The organism is Streptomyces cupreus, assembly GCF_014257025.1.
In the GTDB taxonomy this organism is placed as follows: domain Bacteria; phylum Actinomycetota; class Actinomycetes; order Streptomycetales; family Streptomycetaceae; genus Streptomyces; species Streptomyces cupreus.
The window spans coordinates 146732-162673 of record NZ_JACMSF010000006.1 but is presented as its reverse complement, the minus strand read 5'-3'; the positions used below and the strand labels follow the sequence as shown (position 1 = coordinate 162673).

The 15942-nt window shown below is 71.1% G+C and carries 17 protein-coding genes and 1 pseudogene; 12 read left to right on the top strand and 6 right to left on the bottom strand.

Going from position 1 to position 15942, the window contains the following annotated elements:
• Nucleotides 1-22 precede the first annotated feature (22 nt).
• Both H4N64_RS08150 and dapE read left to right on the top strand, forming a co-directional pair.
• A complete protein-coding gene (locus tag H4N64_RS08150) occupies nt 23-1489 on the top strand; it encodes an amino acid permease (protein WP_186281435.1) in 1467 nt (488 codons plus the stop codon).
• Entirely contained in the window at nt 1486-2547 is a 1062-nt protein-coding gene (gene dapE / locus H4N64_RS08145; RefSeq protein ID WP_186281434.1) for a succinyl-diaminopimelate desuccinylase, read from the top strand. Before H4N64_RS08150 ends, dapE begins: the two co-directional genes overlap by 4 nt.
• Before the next feature lie 30 nt (nt 2548-2577).
• Here dapE and H4N64_RS08140 read toward each other — a convergent pair whose 3' ends face one another.
• On the bottom strand, nt 2578-4197 hold the full coding sequence (locus H4N64_RS08140) for a PucR family transcriptional regulator (RefSeq protein WP_186281433.1): 1620 nt from the start codon (nt 4195-4197) through the stop codon (nt 2578-2580).
• Between the two features lie 156 nt (nt 4198-4353).
• On the opposite strand from H4N64_RS08140, the gene H4N64_RS08135 reads away from it, so the two are divergent.
• The 4 genes from H4N64_RS08135 to H4N64_RS08120 all read left to right on the top strand — a co-directional run bounded on the left by H4N64_RS08135 (nt 4354) and on the right by H4N64_RS08120 (nt 8173).
• Nucleotides 4354-5421: a chorismate synthase gene (locus H4N64_RS08135; protein WP_260859593.1), complete on the top strand. Its 1068-nt coding sequence runs from the start codon at nt 4354-4356 to the stop codon at nt 5419-5421.
• A complete protein-coding gene (gene menC, locus H4N64_RS08130; RefSeq protein WP_186281432.1) occupies nt 5418-6533 on the top strand; it encodes an o-succinylbenzoate synthase in 1116 nt (371 codons plus the stop codon). The genes H4N64_RS08135 and menC overlap by 4 nt, the downstream gene beginning before the upstream one ends.
• A 1002-nt stretch (nt 6534-7535) precedes the next feature.
• Nucleotides 7536-7769, top strand: coding sequence for a type II toxin-antitoxin system VapB family antitoxin (locus tag H4N64_RS08125; protein ID WP_186281431.1), 234 nt, complete (start codon nt 7536-7538; stop codon nt 7767-7769).
• Entirely contained in the window at nt 7766-8173 is a 408-nt protein-coding gene (locus H4N64_RS08120) for a PIN domain nuclease (RefSeq protein WP_186281430.1), read from the top strand. The genes H4N64_RS08125 and H4N64_RS08120 overlap by 4 nt, the downstream gene beginning before the upstream one ends.
• 201 nt (nt 8174-8374) lie before the next feature.
• On the opposite strand, the gene H4N64_RS08115 is transcribed toward H4N64_RS08120, so the two are convergent.
• A complete protein-coding gene (locus tag H4N64_RS08115) occupies nt 8375-8788 on the bottom strand; it encodes a PIN domain-containing protein (protein WP_186281429.1) in 414 nt (137 codons plus the stop codon).
• Nucleotides 8785-9000, bottom strand: coding sequence for a type II toxin-antitoxin system VapB family antitoxin (locus H4N64_RS08110; protein WP_186281428.1), 216 nt, complete (start codon nt 8998-9000; stop codon nt 8785-8787). Before H4N64_RS08110 ends, H4N64_RS08115 begins: the two co-directional genes overlap by 4 nt.
• A 77-nt stretch (nt 9001-9077) precedes the next feature.
• On the opposite strand from H4N64_RS08110, the gene H4N64_RS46710 reads away from it, so the two are divergent.
• From H4N64_RS46710 to H4N64_RS44370, 3 genes are all read left to right on the top strand, one after another.
• On the top strand, nt 9078-9296 hold the full coding sequence (locus tag H4N64_RS46710; protein ID WP_418896252.1) for a hypothetical protein: 219 nt from the start codon (nt 9078-9080) through the stop codon (nt 9294-9296).
• Between the two features lie 20 nt (nt 9297-9316).
• Nucleotides 9317-9532, top strand: coding sequence for an MmyB family transcriptional regulator (locus H4N64_RS46705; protein WP_418896251.1), 216 nt, complete (start codon nt 9317-9319; stop codon nt 9530-9532).
• A gap of 460 nt (nt 9533-9992) precedes the next feature.
• A complete protein-coding gene (locus H4N64_RS44370) occupies nt 9993-10379 on the top strand; it encodes a response regulator transcription factor (RefSeq protein ID WP_222108673.1) in 387 nt (128 codons plus the stop codon).
• Between the two features lie 153 nt (nt 10380-10532).
• Here H4N64_RS44370 and H4N64_RS08095 read toward each other — a convergent pair whose 3' ends face one another.
• Nucleotides 10533-11003, bottom strand: coding sequence for a MarR family transcriptional regulator (locus H4N64_RS08095; protein WP_186281426.1), 471 nt, complete (start codon nt 11001-11003; stop codon nt 10533-10535).
• A gap of 67 nt (nt 11004-11070) precedes the next feature.
• Here H4N64_RS08095 and H4N64_RS08090 point away from each other — a divergent pair, with 67 nt between their 5' ends.
• Together H4N64_RS08090 and H4N64_RS08085 are read left to right on the top strand one after the other, a co-directional pair.
• On the top strand, nt 11071-11745 hold the full coding sequence (locus H4N64_RS08090; RefSeq protein ID WP_186281425.1) for a class I SAM-dependent methyltransferase: 675 nt from the start codon (nt 11071-11073) through the stop codon (nt 11743-11745).
• Complete coding sequence (locus H4N64_RS08085; RefSeq protein ID WP_186281424.1) at nt 11742-12164, top strand: spore germination protein GerW family protein; 423 nt, start codon at nt 11742-11744, stop codon at nt 12162-12164. Before H4N64_RS08090 ends, H4N64_RS08085 begins: the two co-directional genes overlap by 4 nt.
• Before the next feature lie 101 nt (nt 12165-12265).
• Here the strand turns inward: H4N64_RS08085 and H4N64_RS08080 are convergent, their stop codons facing one another.
• Together H4N64_RS08080 and H4N64_RS46700 are read right to left on the bottom strand one after the other, a co-directional pair.
• Nucleotides 12266-13018 carry a TetR/AcrR family transcriptional regulator C-terminal domain-containing protein gene (locus H4N64_RS08080; protein ID WP_186281423.1) on the bottom strand — a complete coding sequence of 251 codons (753 nt, stop codon included), beginning with the start codon at nt 13016-13018 and terminating at the stop codon, nt 12266-12268.
• 87 nt (nt 13019-13105) lie between these two features.
• Nucleotides 13106-14637, bottom strand: a pseudogene (locus tag H4N64_RS46700) (DHA2 family efflux MFS transporter permease subunit).
• 138 nt (nt 14638-14775) lie between these two features.
• Between H4N64_RS46700 and H4N64_RS08070 the strand changes: the two are divergent.
• Nucleotides 14776-15876, top strand: a complete 1101-nt coding sequence (locus tag H4N64_RS08070; protein ID WP_186281422.1) for a pyridoxal-phosphate dependent enzyme — start codon at nt 14776-14778, stop codon at nt 15874-15876.
• Nucleotides 15877-15942 lie beyond the last annotated feature (66 nt).

Sequence of the window (15942 nt, the reverse complement as noted above, 5' to 3'; positions counted from 1 at the left end):
GAGCTGTGAGAGGAGTGGACGCGTGGACACTGTGCGGACGAGCCCGCCGAGAACCGCGGGCGAGGTCGGGACTGCGAGCAGGTTGACGCGGCGGCGGGACGTCGCCGATCTGGTTGCCGAGGCCCGTGGTGGTGAGCTGCGGCGGACGATGGGGCTCACACAGCTCACGCTGCTCAGCGTGGGCGCCACCCTCGGCACCGGGATCTTCGTCGTCCTCGGCCAGGCGGTGCCCGAGGCGGGCCCTGCCGTCGTGGTCTCCTTCGTGCTCGCCGGGATCACCGCACTGTTCTCCGCTCTGTCCTACGCCGAGCTGGCGGGCATGATTCCGGGCGCCGGATCCTCGTACAGCTATGCCTACGCCACGCTCGGCGAGCTGGTCGCGTGGGTCTGCGGCTGGTGTCTGGTGCTGGAATACGGCGTCTCGGTCGCCGCCGTCGCGGTCGGCTGGGGCCAGTACGTGAACGAGCTGCTGGAGCTCACCGTCGGCTGGACGCTGCCCGAGTCGCTGGCCGCCCCGCCTGGCGCGGGCGGCGTTTTGAACGTTCCCGCCGCCGCGATCGTCGTCCTCGCCATGGTGGTGCTGCTGCGCGGGGCGCGCGAGAGCGCAGTCGTCAACACGATCATGGTGGCGGTGAAGGTGGCCGCCCTGGTGCTGTTCTGCGCCGTCGCCTTCACCGCGTTCCGCGCCGGGAACTTCCAGCCGCTGTTCCCGCTCGGCATGGCGGGCGTGAGCGCGGGCGCCGCCTCGCTGTTCTTCTCGTACATCGGCTTCGACGCCGCGTCGACGGCCGGTGAGGAGGCGAAGAACCCGCAGCGTGACCTGCCGCGCGCCATCCTCCTCTCTCTCGGGCTCATCACCGCGCTGTACTGCGCGGTGGCGATCGCGGCGGTCGGCGCGATGCCGTGGCAGAGGTTCGCGGGTACCGAGGCCACTCTCAGCGAGGTGCTGGTCCGCTCGGTGGGCGGCGGCAACCTGTGGCCGATCCTGCTGTCCGTCGGCGCGGTCGTCGCCACCACGAGCGTCGTCCTCGCCGTGCAGTACGGGCAGACCCGCATCCTGTTCTCGATGGCGCGCGACGGGCTCGTGCCGCCCCTGTTCGCCAAGATCCACCCGAAGACCGGGGTGCCCCGCGCCAACACCGTCATCGTGTCCGCGTTCATCATGGTGCTCGCCGCACTGGTGCCACTGGGCGCGCTCGCCGACGCCACCAGCATCGGCACCCTGTTCGCGTTCGCGCTGGTCAACTGTGCCGTGCTGATCCTGCGCCGGCGCAGCCCGGAGGCACCGCGCAGCTTCCGGGTACCGCTCGCGCCGGTGACCTGCGCGCTGGGCACGCTGTGCTGCGGCTATGTGATGTGGGGGCTCGGCACCGACACCTGGCTCGCGTTCGGCCTGTGGATGGCGGTCGGCTTCGCGATCTACGCGCTCTACGGCATCAAGCACTCCCGGCTGAACCGGCCCGCCCCGCAGGAGGAGACCGCCGTATGACCTCGCTGAACCCGACCGGCGACCTGGTGGACCTCACCCGGGCCCTGGTGGACGCGCCGTCCGAGAGCGGCGACGAGGCCGACCTCGCCGACGCCGTGGAGTCCGCCCTGCGCACCTGCGCGCATCTGACGGTCGAACGCATCGGCAACTCCGTCGTGGCCCGCACCGACTCGGGCCGCGCCGAGCGGGTGGTCATCGCCGGCCATCTGGACACCGTCCCGGCCGCCGGGAACCTGCCGTCCCGGCTGGACGGAGAGCTGCTCCACGGGCTCGGGGCGTGCGACATGAAGGGCGGCGTCGCCGTCGCCCTGCGCCTCGCGGCCACCCTCACCGCACCGGTACGCGACGTCACCTACGTCTTCTACGAGTGCGAGGAGGTCTCCGGCGACCGCAACGGCCTGAACCGTATCGCCGCCGAACGCCCCGACCTGCTCAAGGCGGACCTCGCCATCCTCATGGAGCCGTCCGACGCGGGCGTCGAGGCCGGCTGCCAGGGTGTCCTGAACGCGGACATCACGGTGCGCGGCGAGCGCGCGCACACCGCCCGCTCCTGGAGGGGCGTCAACGCCGCGCACCGAGCCGCCGCCGTGCTCCAGCGCCTCGACGACCACACCGCCGAGCGGATCGTCATCGACGGCCTGGAGTACCGCGAAGGGCTGAACGCGGTCGCCGTCCGCGCGGGCATCGCCGAGAACGTCGTCCCCGACATCTGTGTGATCACGGTCAACCTGCGCTTCGCGCCGAGCCGTTCGGCCGGGCAGGCCGAGGCGTATCTGCGCGGGCTCTTCCCCGAGTACGAGGTCGAGGTCACCGAGGTCGTGCCGGGCGCCCTGCCCGGGCTCGGACAGGACCCGGTCGCCTCGCTCGTCGAGGTCCTGGGTGCGACTCCCCGCCCCAAGCTGGGCTGGACCGACGTCGCCCGCTTCGCGGCGCTAGGCACGCCCGCGCTCAACTACGGCCCCGGCGACCCGACCCTCGCGCACACCGCCGGGGAGTACGTACCCGTGGGGCAGTTGCGGGAGTGCGAGGCCCGGCTCGCGGCCTGGCTGAGCGGCTGAATCCGACCCACGGCCTGCCGCGGGTGGGGTTCACCGGTCGGGGCCTCGCAGGCCCCCGAGCGTCCGCAGCTGCAGCCACAGCACCAACCTCTCGTCCGGGTCGTCCAGATCGAGGCCGAGGTGCTGCTGTGCCTGCCTGAGGCGGTACCGGCAGGTGTTGGGGTGCACGTCGAGCAGCTTCGCCGCCCGCGCCATGTCGCATCCGGCGTCCAGCCAGCACACCAGGGTCCTGGCGTAGTCGGTGCCGTGCTCGGCGTCGTACGCCAGCACCTCACGCCACGCGCCCGCCGTCAACTCCCGCTGATCACCGATGAGTTCACGCAGCCGGAGCAGGGTGACGCGGGCGCGTACCTCGGTCACGGCAGCGACGTCCTCGCCAGGCCCGAGCACCCGCAGGACGACGTCGGCGTCGTCCCGTGAGCCGCGCACGGCCGCCAGGTCCGCGACCACGTCGCCCAGCCCCGCCCGTACCGGCACCCGCAGTGCCTGGCCCGCGCGCCGCACGATGTCCTCGACGAGCCGCTTGTGCCGCTCCCCGCCGCTCCCCCAAGCTCTCGACTTCGCTCGAGCAGGGGGTACCCCCACACCGGCCACCGGCAGGAGCGCGTACACCCTGCCGTCCACCAGCACGCACGCGTGCCGCCCGTACCGCGCCTCGCACTGGAGCCGTACGAGGTCCAGCAGCCGCAGCGCGGTCTGTTCCCCGTCGGGCGCGGACACCGCGCCGTCGAGGGCGAAGGCCGCGACACGGACCGGGGCGTCCGCGGCGAGGCCGAGGCGGTGAGCGGCGCCTGCGGGATCGGCGGTGCCGTCGAGGAGACGGCGCAGCAGGTCGCTCGTCAGATGCCGGGACAGTTCCTCGCTCGCCCGTGCCCTCAGCAGGAGCAGGGCGGCCGTGGACGCGCCTTGGGCGAGCGCCTCCTCGGCATCGGGGCCGAGTTGCCCGTCGTCGACGACCCACACCGACCCCAGCGTCTCGCCGCCCGCGCGGATCGCGACGGCGAGCCGCGGCAACTCGTCGCCGTCGAGCGCGGCGAGGCGCACGGATCCGGGGGCGGCGAACAGGACGCGGTACTGCTCGGTGTTCTCGGGGCTGCTCGGCACCTGGCGGCCCAGGATGCCCTGCCGCCGGGCCTCGTCGACGGACTGCCCGGGGACGGTGGAGTAGGCCAGGATCCGCTGGCGGGCGTCCTCGACGACGGTCGCGCCGCCCACGGCCGCGGCCACCGCGTTGGCCAGCGCGAACAGGTCCCCGAAGGCGGCCCCGCCGCCCGCCGGGCCGGGCCGGGAACCGATCGCGGACGCAAGCAGCAGATGGACGTGGTGCCAGGCGGCGTCCCCGTCGACGGCGAGCAGCGCCAGGCCGTGGGCCTTTGCCGCCGCTGTCGTGTCGGGCCGCGCGTCCCCGTCCCGTACGACGAGTCCGGCCATCCCGGCCGCCGCGGCATCGCGTGCCAGCGGCCCGACCTCAGCTGCTCGCGTTCCGACCGCCAGCAGCAGGGCGCCGGGCGCGCTCCGCGGAAACGGGGCCCCGGCGTCGTACAGAAGGACCTCCGAGACGGGTGCGGTGAGGTCGGTCGGAGCGGCGAGCACGCGGAACATGGGCTCGCCGAGGGTGTCGAGAAGTTCCTCGAAGGTGCAGGCGTCCATGGGCGGGGGGTTCTCCGGGGGACGGTCACATGGGGACGATTGGCGTTTTTATCGGATGGTGACCGCTGAGGTCCTTGGCCGATCGCAACAGAGGCACGGGACCTCATTGTGCCTGACGACAATGGCCGACAGGTCGTGGCCTTGGACACTCAAGGCATGACACCTGTGACGAGCTCCGCCGACGGGTCCGGTGCGGCGGACGGCACGCCGAACGTGGGCGCCTCGCCGGGCGGGGAAGGAGCCCACATGGCCGGCGAAGCAGCCCGCATCGCCTGGGAGGCCGTCGCTGACGCCGCGGCCCGTACCGCCGGCGTCACCGTTCGTAGCGTGGACGACGTGGCCGGTATCCGTGCAGTGGCCGACTTCTTCGCCGATGTGTGGCAGACGCCGCGCGCCACCCCGCCCTACCCCGCGGAGGTCCTGCACAGCCTGGTGCACGCCGGTGGCGCGGTGCACGCGGCGTACTCCGCCGGGCCGTCGGGCGAACGGCTGGCCGGGGCGGCGGTGGCGGTGTTCGGGCCGCCCGCCGAGCGGGACGTGTACTCGTTCGTGGCCGCGGCGAGCGCGTCCGGCCGCGGCGTCGGCTTCGCGGTCAAGCAGGCGCAGCGGCTGTGGGCGCTGGAGCGTGGCGCCACCACCATGCGCTGGACCTTCGACCCGCTGGTCAGCCGCAACGCCCGATTCAACCTGGTCAAACTCGGCGCCGTCGGCAGCGAGTACCTGGTCGACTTCTACGGGCCGATGAGCGACGGCGTGAACAACGGCGACGAGAGCGACCGGCTGACCATCGTGTGGGACCTGGTGAGCGGAACCACGCGGAACGACGACCCCGCCGGGGACCGCTCGGCCGCCTACGTCCTTCGCCGGGCACCGGACGGCGGCCCGCTCGCCCTGCGCGACCCCGACAGGCTGTGGTGCCGCGTGCCCGAGGACATCGTCGCGCTGCGCGCCGCTGACCCGGCGCTCGCGCTCGACTGGCGGCACGCTGTGCGCGAGGTCTTCACCGAGGCGTACGCCGAGGGCCTGCGCGCGACGGCCATGTCCCGCGACGGCTGGTACCTGCTGACCCGCCGCTCGTCCCACGACCTCCCAACGGCGGAGCCCGGCGCCGCAGCCGTCGTCGAGACCTTGTCCGAGAAGGCCGTTGCCGAGAAGACATTTTCCGATGCCGTTTCCGAAGTCACCTCCGCCCTTTCCGAATCCGCTGCCGAGGAGCAGGAATGAAGCTCGAACGCGTCGAACTGCTCCACGTCACCATCCCGCTCGTCACCCCGTTCCGTACCTCGTTCGGGACGATGACCAGCAAGGACACCTTCCTGCTGCATGTCGTGACCGACGAGGCCGAGGGCTGGTCCGAGTTCGCTGCCGACCCGCAACCGCTGTACTGCTCGGAGTTCGTCGCCGGCGCCGAGATCGTCATCCGGGACTTCCTGTTGCCGCGCGTCGCTGCCCTGCCCGAGCCGACGACCGCGGCCGTCGCCCCCGCCATGGCTTCCGTGAAGGGCCACGAACTCGCCAAGGCCGCCCTTGAGACCGCCCTCCTGGACGCCGAACTGCGCGCCTACGGGATGTCACTCGCGACCTTTCTCGGCTCGGTCCACGAACGGGTGCCCGCTGGGGTCTCCGTCGGCATCAAGAACTCCGTGCCCGTACTGCTCGACGACGTCGAGCAGTACCTCGCGGAGGGCTACATGCGCATCAAGCTGAAGATCGAGCCGGGCTGGGACATCGAGCCGGTGCGCGCCGTACGCGACCGCTTCGGCGACGAACTCCCGCTCCAGGTCGACGCCAACACCGCCTACACGCTCGCCGATGCCGAGCACCTGCGCAGGCTCGACGACTTCGGGCTGCTGCTGATCGAGGAGCCGCTGGAGGAGAACAACCTCCACGCCCATGCCCAGCTCCAGAAGCGTCTGGCCACCCCGGTCTGCCTGGACGAATCGATCCACTCCGCGCGCGACGCGGCGTCCGCGATCGCGATGGACGCCTGCCGGGTCGTCAACGTCAAACCGGCCCGCGTCGGCGGCTATCCCGAAGCCCGCCGCATCCACGACGTGTCCGCCGCCCATGGCGTGCCGGTGTGGTGCGGCGGAATGCTGGAGACAGGCATCGGCCGCGCCCCCAACCTGGCACTCGCCGCCCTCCCGGGCTTCACCCTCCCCGGCGACACCTCCGCCTCCAGCCGGTACTTCGCCGAGGACATCACGGAACCGTTCGTCCTCCAGGACGGCCACCTGCCCGTACCAACCGCCCCGGGCATCGGTGTCGACCCCCTGCCGGACGCCCTTGCCCGGCTCACGACGGCGACTCGGGAGTTGTACGCGGGACGGAAGTGAACAGGCGACAGCGGTGACGGGGGCGTTGGCGGGCCGTATGGCCAGCAGCCGGTCGACGCGGACGTGTTGATTCCGAAGACGGCTTCCGACGGCCACGGCGGCCCACATCCCCACGTCTCCTGAGCAGAGTGACGGAGCCCCTCCACAACTACCGGTCACGGCTGTGCCGACTCTTCGACCAGACGGGCAGGATGACGTCCGGAGACGCCCGTGAGCAGTCGCTGCAACTCCCATCTGATGGTGAGTCAGGGGCCGCGAGAGCCGAGCCGACCGATGACGTGTGCGACCTGCATCTTCGTCGTGATCGCGGCTACACCACTTGGTGGGAGAGCATTTTGGCCATGACGGTGGCCGCAGAGGCCCGTCCCCAAGTTCACTGGAACGGAGCGGGACTTGCGCATGGGGGGGTGCGCTGAGTCCTCTCAGTAGCAGGTCGGCGTCGGGTAGTGACCCCAGGTCGAGCTTCGTGATCTCGGCAATGTCGGCCACTGGTACCTGGAAGGTGCGGAAGGCTCCCAGCGGGGGAGGGGCGCTGGCCCGCTCCGGCATGGGCTGGGCGACCGCATCCCAGCGCGGTGTCCAGCAGCGGCAGCTCCCGACCCCGCCCCTAAACGTGGAATGCCGAGCGGGTGGCTTGAGCCGGTCCCGGCGGGGCGTTCACCTCCGAAGGCGGGCGCAGCTCCCCCGGAGGTACATGCACGATCGTCGTGTTGTCCCCGGTGCTCGCCACGCCGGCCCTGGGTGCTGATCGCGAAGCCCGCTCGCCTGGAGCAACTGCTGCCGCAGGCATGGGAATCCCCGCACTCCGGTGCCCGCAGCCACCCCCGTTGGCCTTGCTGATACGCGAGGAGGGGGACCACCGCCCGGATGCTGCGGCGGCGAAGGTGCCCGCGGATGGCGCGCCCGGAAGCAGCCGCATTCCTGCGTGAGTCAGCAGCGATCACCCCCTCTATGTTGGTGATGCATCGTAGGCATGTACATCGCGGATGCTGGAGGTGTCCGATGTCGGTGACCCAGATTGATCTCGATGACGAGGCGCTTGCGGAAGCCATGCGGCTCATGGGTGCCACGACGAAGAAGGAGACCGTCAACGCGGCTCTGCGGGACTACGTGGCACGAATCAAGCGGCTTGAGGCCGCGGAGAAGCTGGCTGCGCGGGGCGCGCGGGGTGAGTTCGATCAGGCGTCGGCGGCGCATGACGCGCAGAAGCGCGGGCGGCGAGCGGCCTTCGAATGATCACGTACCTGCTGGACACCTCTGCCCTGTGGCATCTGTTCCGCATCCCGGGTGCATTGCAGCCCTGGGAGGGGCACATCGCTGCCGGGGTGTTCCACATCTGCGAGCCAACGCGAACGGAGTTTCTCTACTCGGCGACCAGTCCCGCTCACCGGGACGAGCTTGCTGAGGAGCTGGACGCTCTCTGCCTGCTCTCGCCGGTTCCGAAGAACGCCTGGCGCTGGGTCGAGACCGCCCAGTACAAGCTCACGCAACAAGGTCAGCATCGGGCGGCTGGAGCGATCGATTTACTGGTGTGCGCGACCGCGGTGCACCACGGGCACACCGTGCTCCATGTGGACAACGACTTCGCAGCGGTCGCCGGTGTCCTCAAGGAGGTCCAGCAATGCGACGTGCGGACCTGACACCGTGACCCGCAGTCAGCCCGCACTTGGTTCAGCCGCTCTTGGTCCGCCGTCAAGTTCTGGGCACGTTCCTCAACTCCCTGCACAGGAGGCTTCTGGTAGGCACCCTCCGGGTTAACGGGCCGCTGTGACTGGTGCCGTAGTGACCTGCGGAAATTATAGGTAGGTCGCCGCTGAGCGATAACCAGCGCCGCGGGTGCTCTACTGCTTTAGATCGATGGTGCGCACCGGCTGCCCCGTCGTCCGGGCGATCGTTTCGAAGTCGGGGTCATAGTGGAGCAGGGTGAGTCCGGCCTCTTCAGCGGCTGCGGCCACGAGGAGATCGACTGGGCCGGCACTGCGGTGCTCGCCTTTCGCGGTGAGCTGCTCCTGGACCACGCGAGAGCGGCGAAAGATGCCGTCCGGCATGGGGCACCACACGTAGTGGGCCTCGAGTGCCGCCTTCAAACGTGCGCGGTCCGCGGCCGAGCGGGCCGAGTAGAGGACTTCGAGTTCCGTGATGTCGCAGATCGCGACGAGTCCGGCGCCGATCCTGTCGTCCCACTCGGCCGTGTTCTGACCGAGAAGGACACGGGTGAGGGCGGAGGTGTCGATCAGGTAGTCGGCGACGGTCACGGCCGGTACCGGCTCTTGTCCAAGAGGAGGTCCATGTCCAGGGCTCCGTCAGCCGCCAACTTCCGGGCGTCCTCGAGGGCGCGCAGCCGCCGGTAGCGGGCTGTGACCTCGCGCAGAGCGGTGTTGATCGTGTCGCGCTTGGTGGTGGTGCCAAGTTCCTTGGCGGCTGCTTCCAGTGCCTCGTCGTCCAGGTCGATTACAGTGCGACTCACGGCGACTCCTCATGTATACGACGACCTATATCAGTATACCTGATCCAATGTATATAGCTATGGGGTCGTGCAGGAGCATGGACGCGCCGGCCTGTAGGCAGCTGGTGGGGTCGGTCGCCGTAAGTGCCGGCGGACGAGGTGGCGGGCTGAGCCTGGTACTGATCAACGGGCTCCATGCCCGGAACGCCGCCAGCCCCGCGGGCCTGCGGCTGCTGGCAGGGATCGAGGAATGGCCCGACAAGCAACGCAACCTCGCGCGCTACCTCTTCCTGCATTCCGCCGCCCGCACCCTCTGAAGAGCCCCGACTTCGCACGGATGTGGGAGCGATACGACGTCAAGGCCGGTAGTCGGCGCAGCAAGACGTTCCACCACCCCGAGGTCGGTGACCTTGCCCTCGGCTATCAGTCCCTCCTCCCCGTTGTCCTGAGACGCCGTCCGCTTCCGAACGTCACCGCCGGGGGCGTCGTTGTACCCGCGGACGCTGGTCAGTCGGCCCAGCAGGTGGCGAAGATCTGGGCCTGGGCCGCCTGAGCGGCCTTCTCGGGGCTGCGTTCGTAGTGACAGACCAGTCACTGTCCGACGCCATTCGCCCATGCCGTGCTCATCGTCGTGGTCGGCGCTGAAGGCTTCGTAGCCGTAGACGGGGCAGGTCTGCAGGTCCGGGCCGTCGGGTTTGTGCTTGGGTGCCACGGGTTGTGGAGGTTGGCGGCTTCCTCGGCTCGGCGTGCGGCCTCGCGACTCCGGCCGCTCGTGTCGTTGTCCGCTGCCGTGGTGGCTGGGGTCGTGGCGCGCCGGTCGGGTTCGGTGGACGACCTTAGTCCTGTTGCGGACGTACGAGCTGGTCGTCGCGATCACCGGTGGCGCGCTGGATCGGGGCGGGCAACGTTGTGCTGTGGCCGAGGCCCGTGGCGATCGTCGCCTCGACCAAGGCCTTCCAGCGGCTGGACAAGGACCAGCAGTCCGTTCTGCGGAAGGCGAATCCACGTATGCGGTGCGCCTGCTGAAGCATCACCCGGGCGGGGCCGGCTACCTCCTCAAGGACCGTGTCCTCGACGTCCTCGTCCTGGTGGACGCCCTGCGCCGGATCGCCGACGGGGAGTGCGTGGTCGACCCGGCGATCGTCACCCGTCTGCTCGGCCGTGCCCGCCCGCGCTCATCCCTGCCGAAACTCACCGACCGGGAGGGCGAGGAGCTCCGGCTGATGGCGGAGGGTCGCTCCAACCGGGGCATCGGCACTCGGCTCCACATGAGCCAGAAGACACTGGAGGGCCACGTCCGCAGCATCTTCGGCAAGCTCGGGCTGCTCGACTCCCCCGACGGCCACCGGCGGGTGTTGGCGGGACTGGCCTTTCTGTATGTCCCGGTGGAACGTTCATGAGCACGAATGGTGCGCACCAGTCGGCGCAGGAACGCTCCTCGCCTCGGCGGCGGCAACGATGTCCGGAAGAGCCACCCAGCCAAGCGGCGCGTCCCGCAGCCCGCAGTGTCAACCCTGTCACTGACCTGCCGCGCTCGAAGTGCTGGTGCGGCGTCAGCCATCCACACGGTCAATGGCGCGCAGCCGTGCGAGCACCGTCTCCAGGCCGTCCTGGATCGCGGCCAACTGGCTGGCGGGCATCTCTCCGAAGAGCTCCAGGGCCAGCGCGTCGCGCCCCCTGCGCAGCCCGTCGGTCAGGGTGCGGCCGGACTCGGTGAGGGACACCAGCATGGCGCGCCGGTCAGTCGGGTGGGCCTCGCGGACAACGAGACCGTCGGCCTCCAGAGCGTCCAGCAGGCCCGTGACGTTGCGCGGGGTGACCCCCAGCTGCCCGGCCAGCGCCCGCTGGGTCATCGCCCCGTCGTGGAACAGCGCCCACAGAAGCCCTGCACGCGCCCGAGTCAAACCGCGCTCGGCGACCCCGTGCTCCATCAGCGTGCCGAGCACCTCGGCCAGCTCGAAGAGCCGGTCCAGTGAGACGCTGGCGGAAGCGGCCCCTTCGGGCATATCGTGAAGTGACTTCACTATGTAGCACCTCCGTAAAACATCGTAGCCCTCAAGGCGCCGCTGTCGAGGAGGACGGTGACCCGCCATGACCGCACAGACCACCCCGCCGACCAGGCATCAGCCGCTCTTCGCCCGCTTCTACGCCAAGGTCGCCGGTCCCGCCCTGAGCAAGGCCGGCATCGCCGAACACCGCACGAACCCGCTGTCCTGCCTGACCGGCGACGTCATCGAGATCGGCGCCGACAGCGGATTGAACTCCGCCCACCACCCGCCGGGTGTGAAGCGGGCGCCGGCCGTCGAACCGGAGCCGAACCTGCGCGCCCTCGCCGAGCGCGCCGCCGACGCAGCCCCGGTGCCCGTGGAGGTGGTCGACGGGATCGCCGAGCAACTGCCCGTCCCGGACGCCTCGTTCGACGCGGCCGTGGTCTGCCTGACCCTGCGCTCCGTGACCGACCCCCACGCCGCACTCGCCGAACTCCACCGCGCCCTGTGCCCTGGCGGACAGCTCCGCTTCTCCGAGCACGTACGCGCCGACTCACCCGGCATGTGCCGAGTCCAACGCGCCAAGGGCGCCACCATCTGGCCCCTTCTGATGGGCGGCTGCCACACCGGCCGCGACACCCGAACCGCCATCACCGCCGCCGGGTTCACCTTCACCTCGGTGGAGAAGTTCTCCTTCCCCGGCACGCGCCTGCCGTCCCCGGCCGCCACCCACATGCCCGGAACCGCCCAGCGCCCTCAACCGGAAGGCACATCATGACCGCCCCCGAGCACGAGACCATGCCCGCGCCCCTGCCGGACACCAACCTGTCGGCCGCCCATGCCTCCGTCAACTTGCTGGAACGCCTCGCCGAAAAACTCGGCGGCCGTGCCTCGGTGACCGCCGTCTACGGCGAGCCCATCACCGCCGATGGCGTCACCGTCATCCCGGTCGCCGAGGTCGGCTTCGGCTTCGGCGGCGGCGCCGGACGAGAGGTCGGTGCCACCAAGACCGGCGAAGGGGGAGGAGGCGGAGGGGGAGCCGGTGCCAGGCCGTTGGGCTACATCGAAATCCGCGACGGCGCCGCCACCTACAGGCCCATCCGAGACCCCTGGCGCGATGTCGTCCTGCCACTCGCGGCCCTCATCGTCGGCAGCGCCATGCCGAAACTCATCCGCTCGCTACGCCGCCGAGGCTGACCGGGCGGATGTCGGCGGCGCTGCCCCTTCGGACGTGATGTGCCGACCCCGCCCCACCGCGCGCCCACCGTGCAGAAACGATCTGACCCGTGGTGCGCATCTCAGGTCGAGGTCTGGTCAGGGGTCGCGAGGGATCTCAGGCCCGCGATGATGCACTGAAGGCCGAAGGCGAAGTTGCGGTCCCGGATCTGGGTGGCCGTGCCGATGTCGCGGCCCGCGAGCTCCCGTAGGGAAGCGAACTCCGTGAGGCCCGAGCGGACCGCGTCCGAGACCTCCGCGAAGCCCTCGTCCGGCGCGCTCTCGCCGTCGCGTTCCGTGGTCGCCGCGTTCTCGATCATGCGGGTCTCCGCGGTGGCGAAACCGCAGACGTACTCCAGGACCAGGGCGGCGGCGCTGTCGGTCTGATCGGGTGCCAGGCCCGAACCGTTCATCACACGCAGCGCGGTGTCGGTCATGCGCAGGGCGTTGGGGCCGATGTTGAGGTACTCGCCGATCAGCCGGGCGGCCCACCGATGGCGGCCGAACATCGCGCGCAGGCTGCCCGCGAGGGCGCGCAGCTGCTCGTCCCAGGGGAGGTCCTCCGGGGGCGCCACGACCTCCCCGAACACCTCGTCCAGAGCCAGCTCCAACAGGGCGCCCTTGGTGGTCACATGCCAGTACAGGGACATGTGCCCGGCGCCGAGCCGTGCGGCCACCCGGCGCATCGACAGGGCCTGCAGGCCCTCGGCGTCGAGGAGTTCGACCGCGGTGCGCACGATGCGGTCCCGGCTCAGGCCCGGCGGACCTGGCTGCCGTACCGGGGGTGTCAGCCATACGCTCGCGGTCTTCGCCGCACCCCGCTTGCGCTCCGCCACGCCCGGCCCCTCCTCGGCATCGGTCCGGCCCGTCCGGAACCTCTTCGCAGGCCTGTCATCGTACGACCGCGCGCCGCACGGCCCGGATCACGCCGAGCCGGTCCGGCCGGGGTCCTCCGGGTCGCCGGAGACCACCGCGCCGACCGGGGCCGGCGGGGCAGTGGGTTCCCGTCCGGCCCAGCCGAGCAGCGCGCCGGCCGCGACACCGCCGACCGCCACGGCGAGGGCGCCGAGGAATTGGCTGGTCTCCAGGGCGGAGACGAAGGCGTCGCGGACCTCGGCCGCCCGGCCGCCCGCCTCGGCGAGCGCGGTGGGCAGCGACTCCTCCGCGCCGTCCGGCAGGGCGGCCGGCAGCCCCGCGTCGAACCGGGCCACCAGCGCCGCGCCCAGCGCGGCCACACCCAGACCGGTGCCCAGCTCCTGGAGCGTGCCGTTGACGCCCGAGGCGGTGCCGGCCCGGGCCGGCGGGATCGCGCTCATCAGGGCGGCGCCGGCGGCGGGGCCCGCGGTGCCCATGGCGAACCCGACCACGATCAGTCCCGGCAGGGTCCAGCCGTAGCCGCTGTCGCTGGTCGCGGCGATGGCGCACAGGCCGAGCGCGGCCACCACCATGCTCAGCGCGACGGTGCGGGCGAGGCCGATCTTCTTGCCCAGGGGTGCGCTGGCGGCGCCGCTGCCGATGAGCAGGGCCACGGCGAACGGCACGATCCGCAGGCCGGTTTCGAGCGGGGAGTAGCCGAGGACGAACTGCAGCTGCTGGGTGAGCAGGAACAGCGAGCCGCCCATCCCGAAGGCCGCCAGCAGGCCGCCGAGCGCGGCTCCCGTGAACCGCCGTTCGGTGAACATGCCCATGTCCAGCATCGGATGGGGGCCCGGCGCTCCCACACCGCGAACACGGCCATGGCCGCCGCGGCGAGGGCGAGCGGGCCGAGTACCAGCGTGTCCGTCCAGCCGTGCTCGGGGACGGCGATGACCGCCCAGACCAGGGACACCATGCCCAGCACGGACAGCGGCAGGCCGAAGAAGTCGGGCCGTTCGCTGTGCGGGTTGCGGGACTCGGGGACCAGCCAGGCGATGGCGACCAGACCGACGATGGCGATCGGCACGTTGATCAGGAAGACCGAGCCCCACCAGAAGTGGGCCAGCAGGAACCCGCCGATGACGGGACCGCCCGCCATGCCTGCGGCCGAGACGGCCATCCAGATGCCGATGGCCTTCATGCGTTCCTCGTCGCCGAAGACATGCATCAGGACCGCGAGTGTGGCCGGCATCAGCAGGGAGGCGCCCAGGCCCATGGTCACGCGGGCCGCGACCAGTGTGCCCACCGAGCCGGCCAGGGCGCCGGCCAGGGAGCCCGCGCCGAACAGGGTGAGCCCCGCGAACAGGGCCCGCTTGCGGCCGAAGTGGTCGGCCATACCGCCGGAGGCGATGAGGAAGCCGGCCAGGGCCAGTGAGTAGGCGTTGATCACCCACTGCACATCGGCCGTACTGGCGTCGAGGTCCTCCATGAGGGTGGGGACGGCGACGTTCAGGACGGTGTTGTCGAGCACCGTCGTCAGCAGGGTCAGGCAGAGGACCCCCAGGATCCACCACTTGCGGTCACGTTCGGATGTCGCCATGACTGTGCTCCTTCCGGGCCGGTCTCGTACACCATACGATTGAGTCGTACGGTGGACGAGAGGGCGCTGGGTGCGGATTCCGGCCAACCTGGGAAGGTCATCCGTGACGGCCTGGCTACGAGAACGGAGACGCATCGCGTGGCACGGGGAATCGGGGACGAGAGGGACCGCGCCTGGGTGAGCCGGGCGATCGAGCTGTTGCTGGCCGACCGGGCCGCCGAACCGCCCACACCCCTGCGGGCGTTCCCGCTCGCCGGGCCGCCGGGGACGGCGCTGTACCTGAAGGACGAGTCGGCGCGGCCGACGGGGAGTCTGAAGCACGGGCCCGCCCGTGATCTGCTGCTCGACGCCCTGCGCGCCGGTGAGATCGGTCCCGGCACCCCGCTCTTCGAGGCCACCAGCGGCAACATGGCCGTCGCGCAGGCCTACTTCGCCCGGCGCCTCGGACTGCCGTACACCGCCGTCGTACCGGGGAAGACCGGGGCGGCCAAGCGGCGGCGGATCGAGGCGCAGGGCGGGCGGTGCCATCCCTTCGACCCGCCGCTCGCCGTCTACGAGAAGGCGCGCTCCCTCGCCGAGGAGTCCGGCGGTCACTGTCTGGACCATCTGGTGCGGGTGGGGGACGCGGTCGACTGGCGCGGTCCTGAGAGTCTCGGTGCGCAGATCCTGGGCGACTTGGAGACGGCGGGGGCGCCGGCGCCGGTCTGGATCGTCGTGGGCGTCGGCAGCGGGGCCACCTCGGCCGCGGTCGGGCGGTATCTGCGGATGCGGGGGGTGGGGACCAGGCTCGCCGTGGTCGATCCGGAGAACTCGGCGTACTTTCCCGGCTGGGCCGCGGACTTCCCCGAATACACCACCGGCATGCCCTCCCGTATCGAGGGGATCGGACGGCCGCGCATGGAGCCCGCCTTCGATCCGGCCGTGGTCGATCTGGTGATCCCGGTGCCGGACGTGGCGAGCGTGGCGGCGATGCGGCATCTGCACGCGATCACCGGGCTGATGGCGGGGCCCTCCTCCGGGAGCTGTCTGTGGGGGGCGTTCCATGTTCTGGACCGGATGCGGCGGGAGGGGGAGCGGGGGGCGGTCGTGATGGTTGTGGGGGACGGAGGGGAGACCTACCGGGACACCTACTACGACGACTCCTGGACCGAGGCCAAGGGGTGGCAACTGTCCGGGCCGCTCTCCGACATGGAGCGCTTCACCGCCACGGGGACATGGGGCGTCGCCCCGGCGGGGTGAGCCGGGGCGACGGCGGTGTGCCGAGCGCGGGGCTGGTGGGGTGGGTGCGCTCGCCCGCGCTTGCGG

Excerpts from the sequence above, each read along its gene's own strand:
- H4N64_RS46710 (WP_418896252.1), top strand. The coding sequence starts at position 9,078 with ATGGACGCGCCGGCCTGTAGGCAGCTGGTGGGGTCGGTCGCCGTAAGT.
- H4N64_RS46705 (WP_418896251.1), top strand. The coding sequence starts at position 9,317 with ATGTGGGAGCGATACGACGTCAAGGCCGGTAGTCGGCGCAGCAAGACG.
- H4N64_RS08120 (WP_186281430.1), top strand. The coding sequence starts at position 7,766 with ATGATCACGTACCTGCTGGACACCTCTGCCCTGTGGCATCTGTTCCGC.
- menC (WP_186281432.1), top strand. The coding sequence starts at position 5,418 with ATGAAGCTCGAACGCGTCGAACTGCTCCACGTCACCATCCCGCTCGTC.
- H4N64_RS08135 (WP_260859593.1), top strand. The coding sequence starts at position 4,354 with ATGACACCTGTGACGAGCTCCGCCGACGGGTCCGGTGCGGCGGACGGC.
- H4N64_RS08125 (WP_186281431.1), top strand. The coding sequence starts at position 7,536 with ATGTCGGTGACCCAGATTGATCTCGATGACGAGGCGCTTGCGGAAGCC.
- dapE (WP_186281434.1), top strand. The coding sequence starts at position 1,486 with ATGACCTCGCTGAACCCGACCGGCGACCTGGTGGACCTCACCCGGGCC.
- H4N64_RS08085 (WP_186281424.1), top strand. The coding sequence starts at position 11,742 with ATGACCGCCCCCGAGCACGAGACCATGCCCGCGCCCCTGCCGGACACC.
- H4N64_RS08140 (WP_186281433.1), bottom strand. The coding sequence starts at position 4,197 with ATGGACGCCTGCACCTTCGAGGAACTTCTCGACACCCTCGGCGAGCCC.
- H4N64_RS08090 (WP_186281425.1), top strand. The coding sequence starts at position 11,071 with ATGACCGCACAGACCACCCCGCCGACCAGGCATCAGCCGCTCTTCGCC.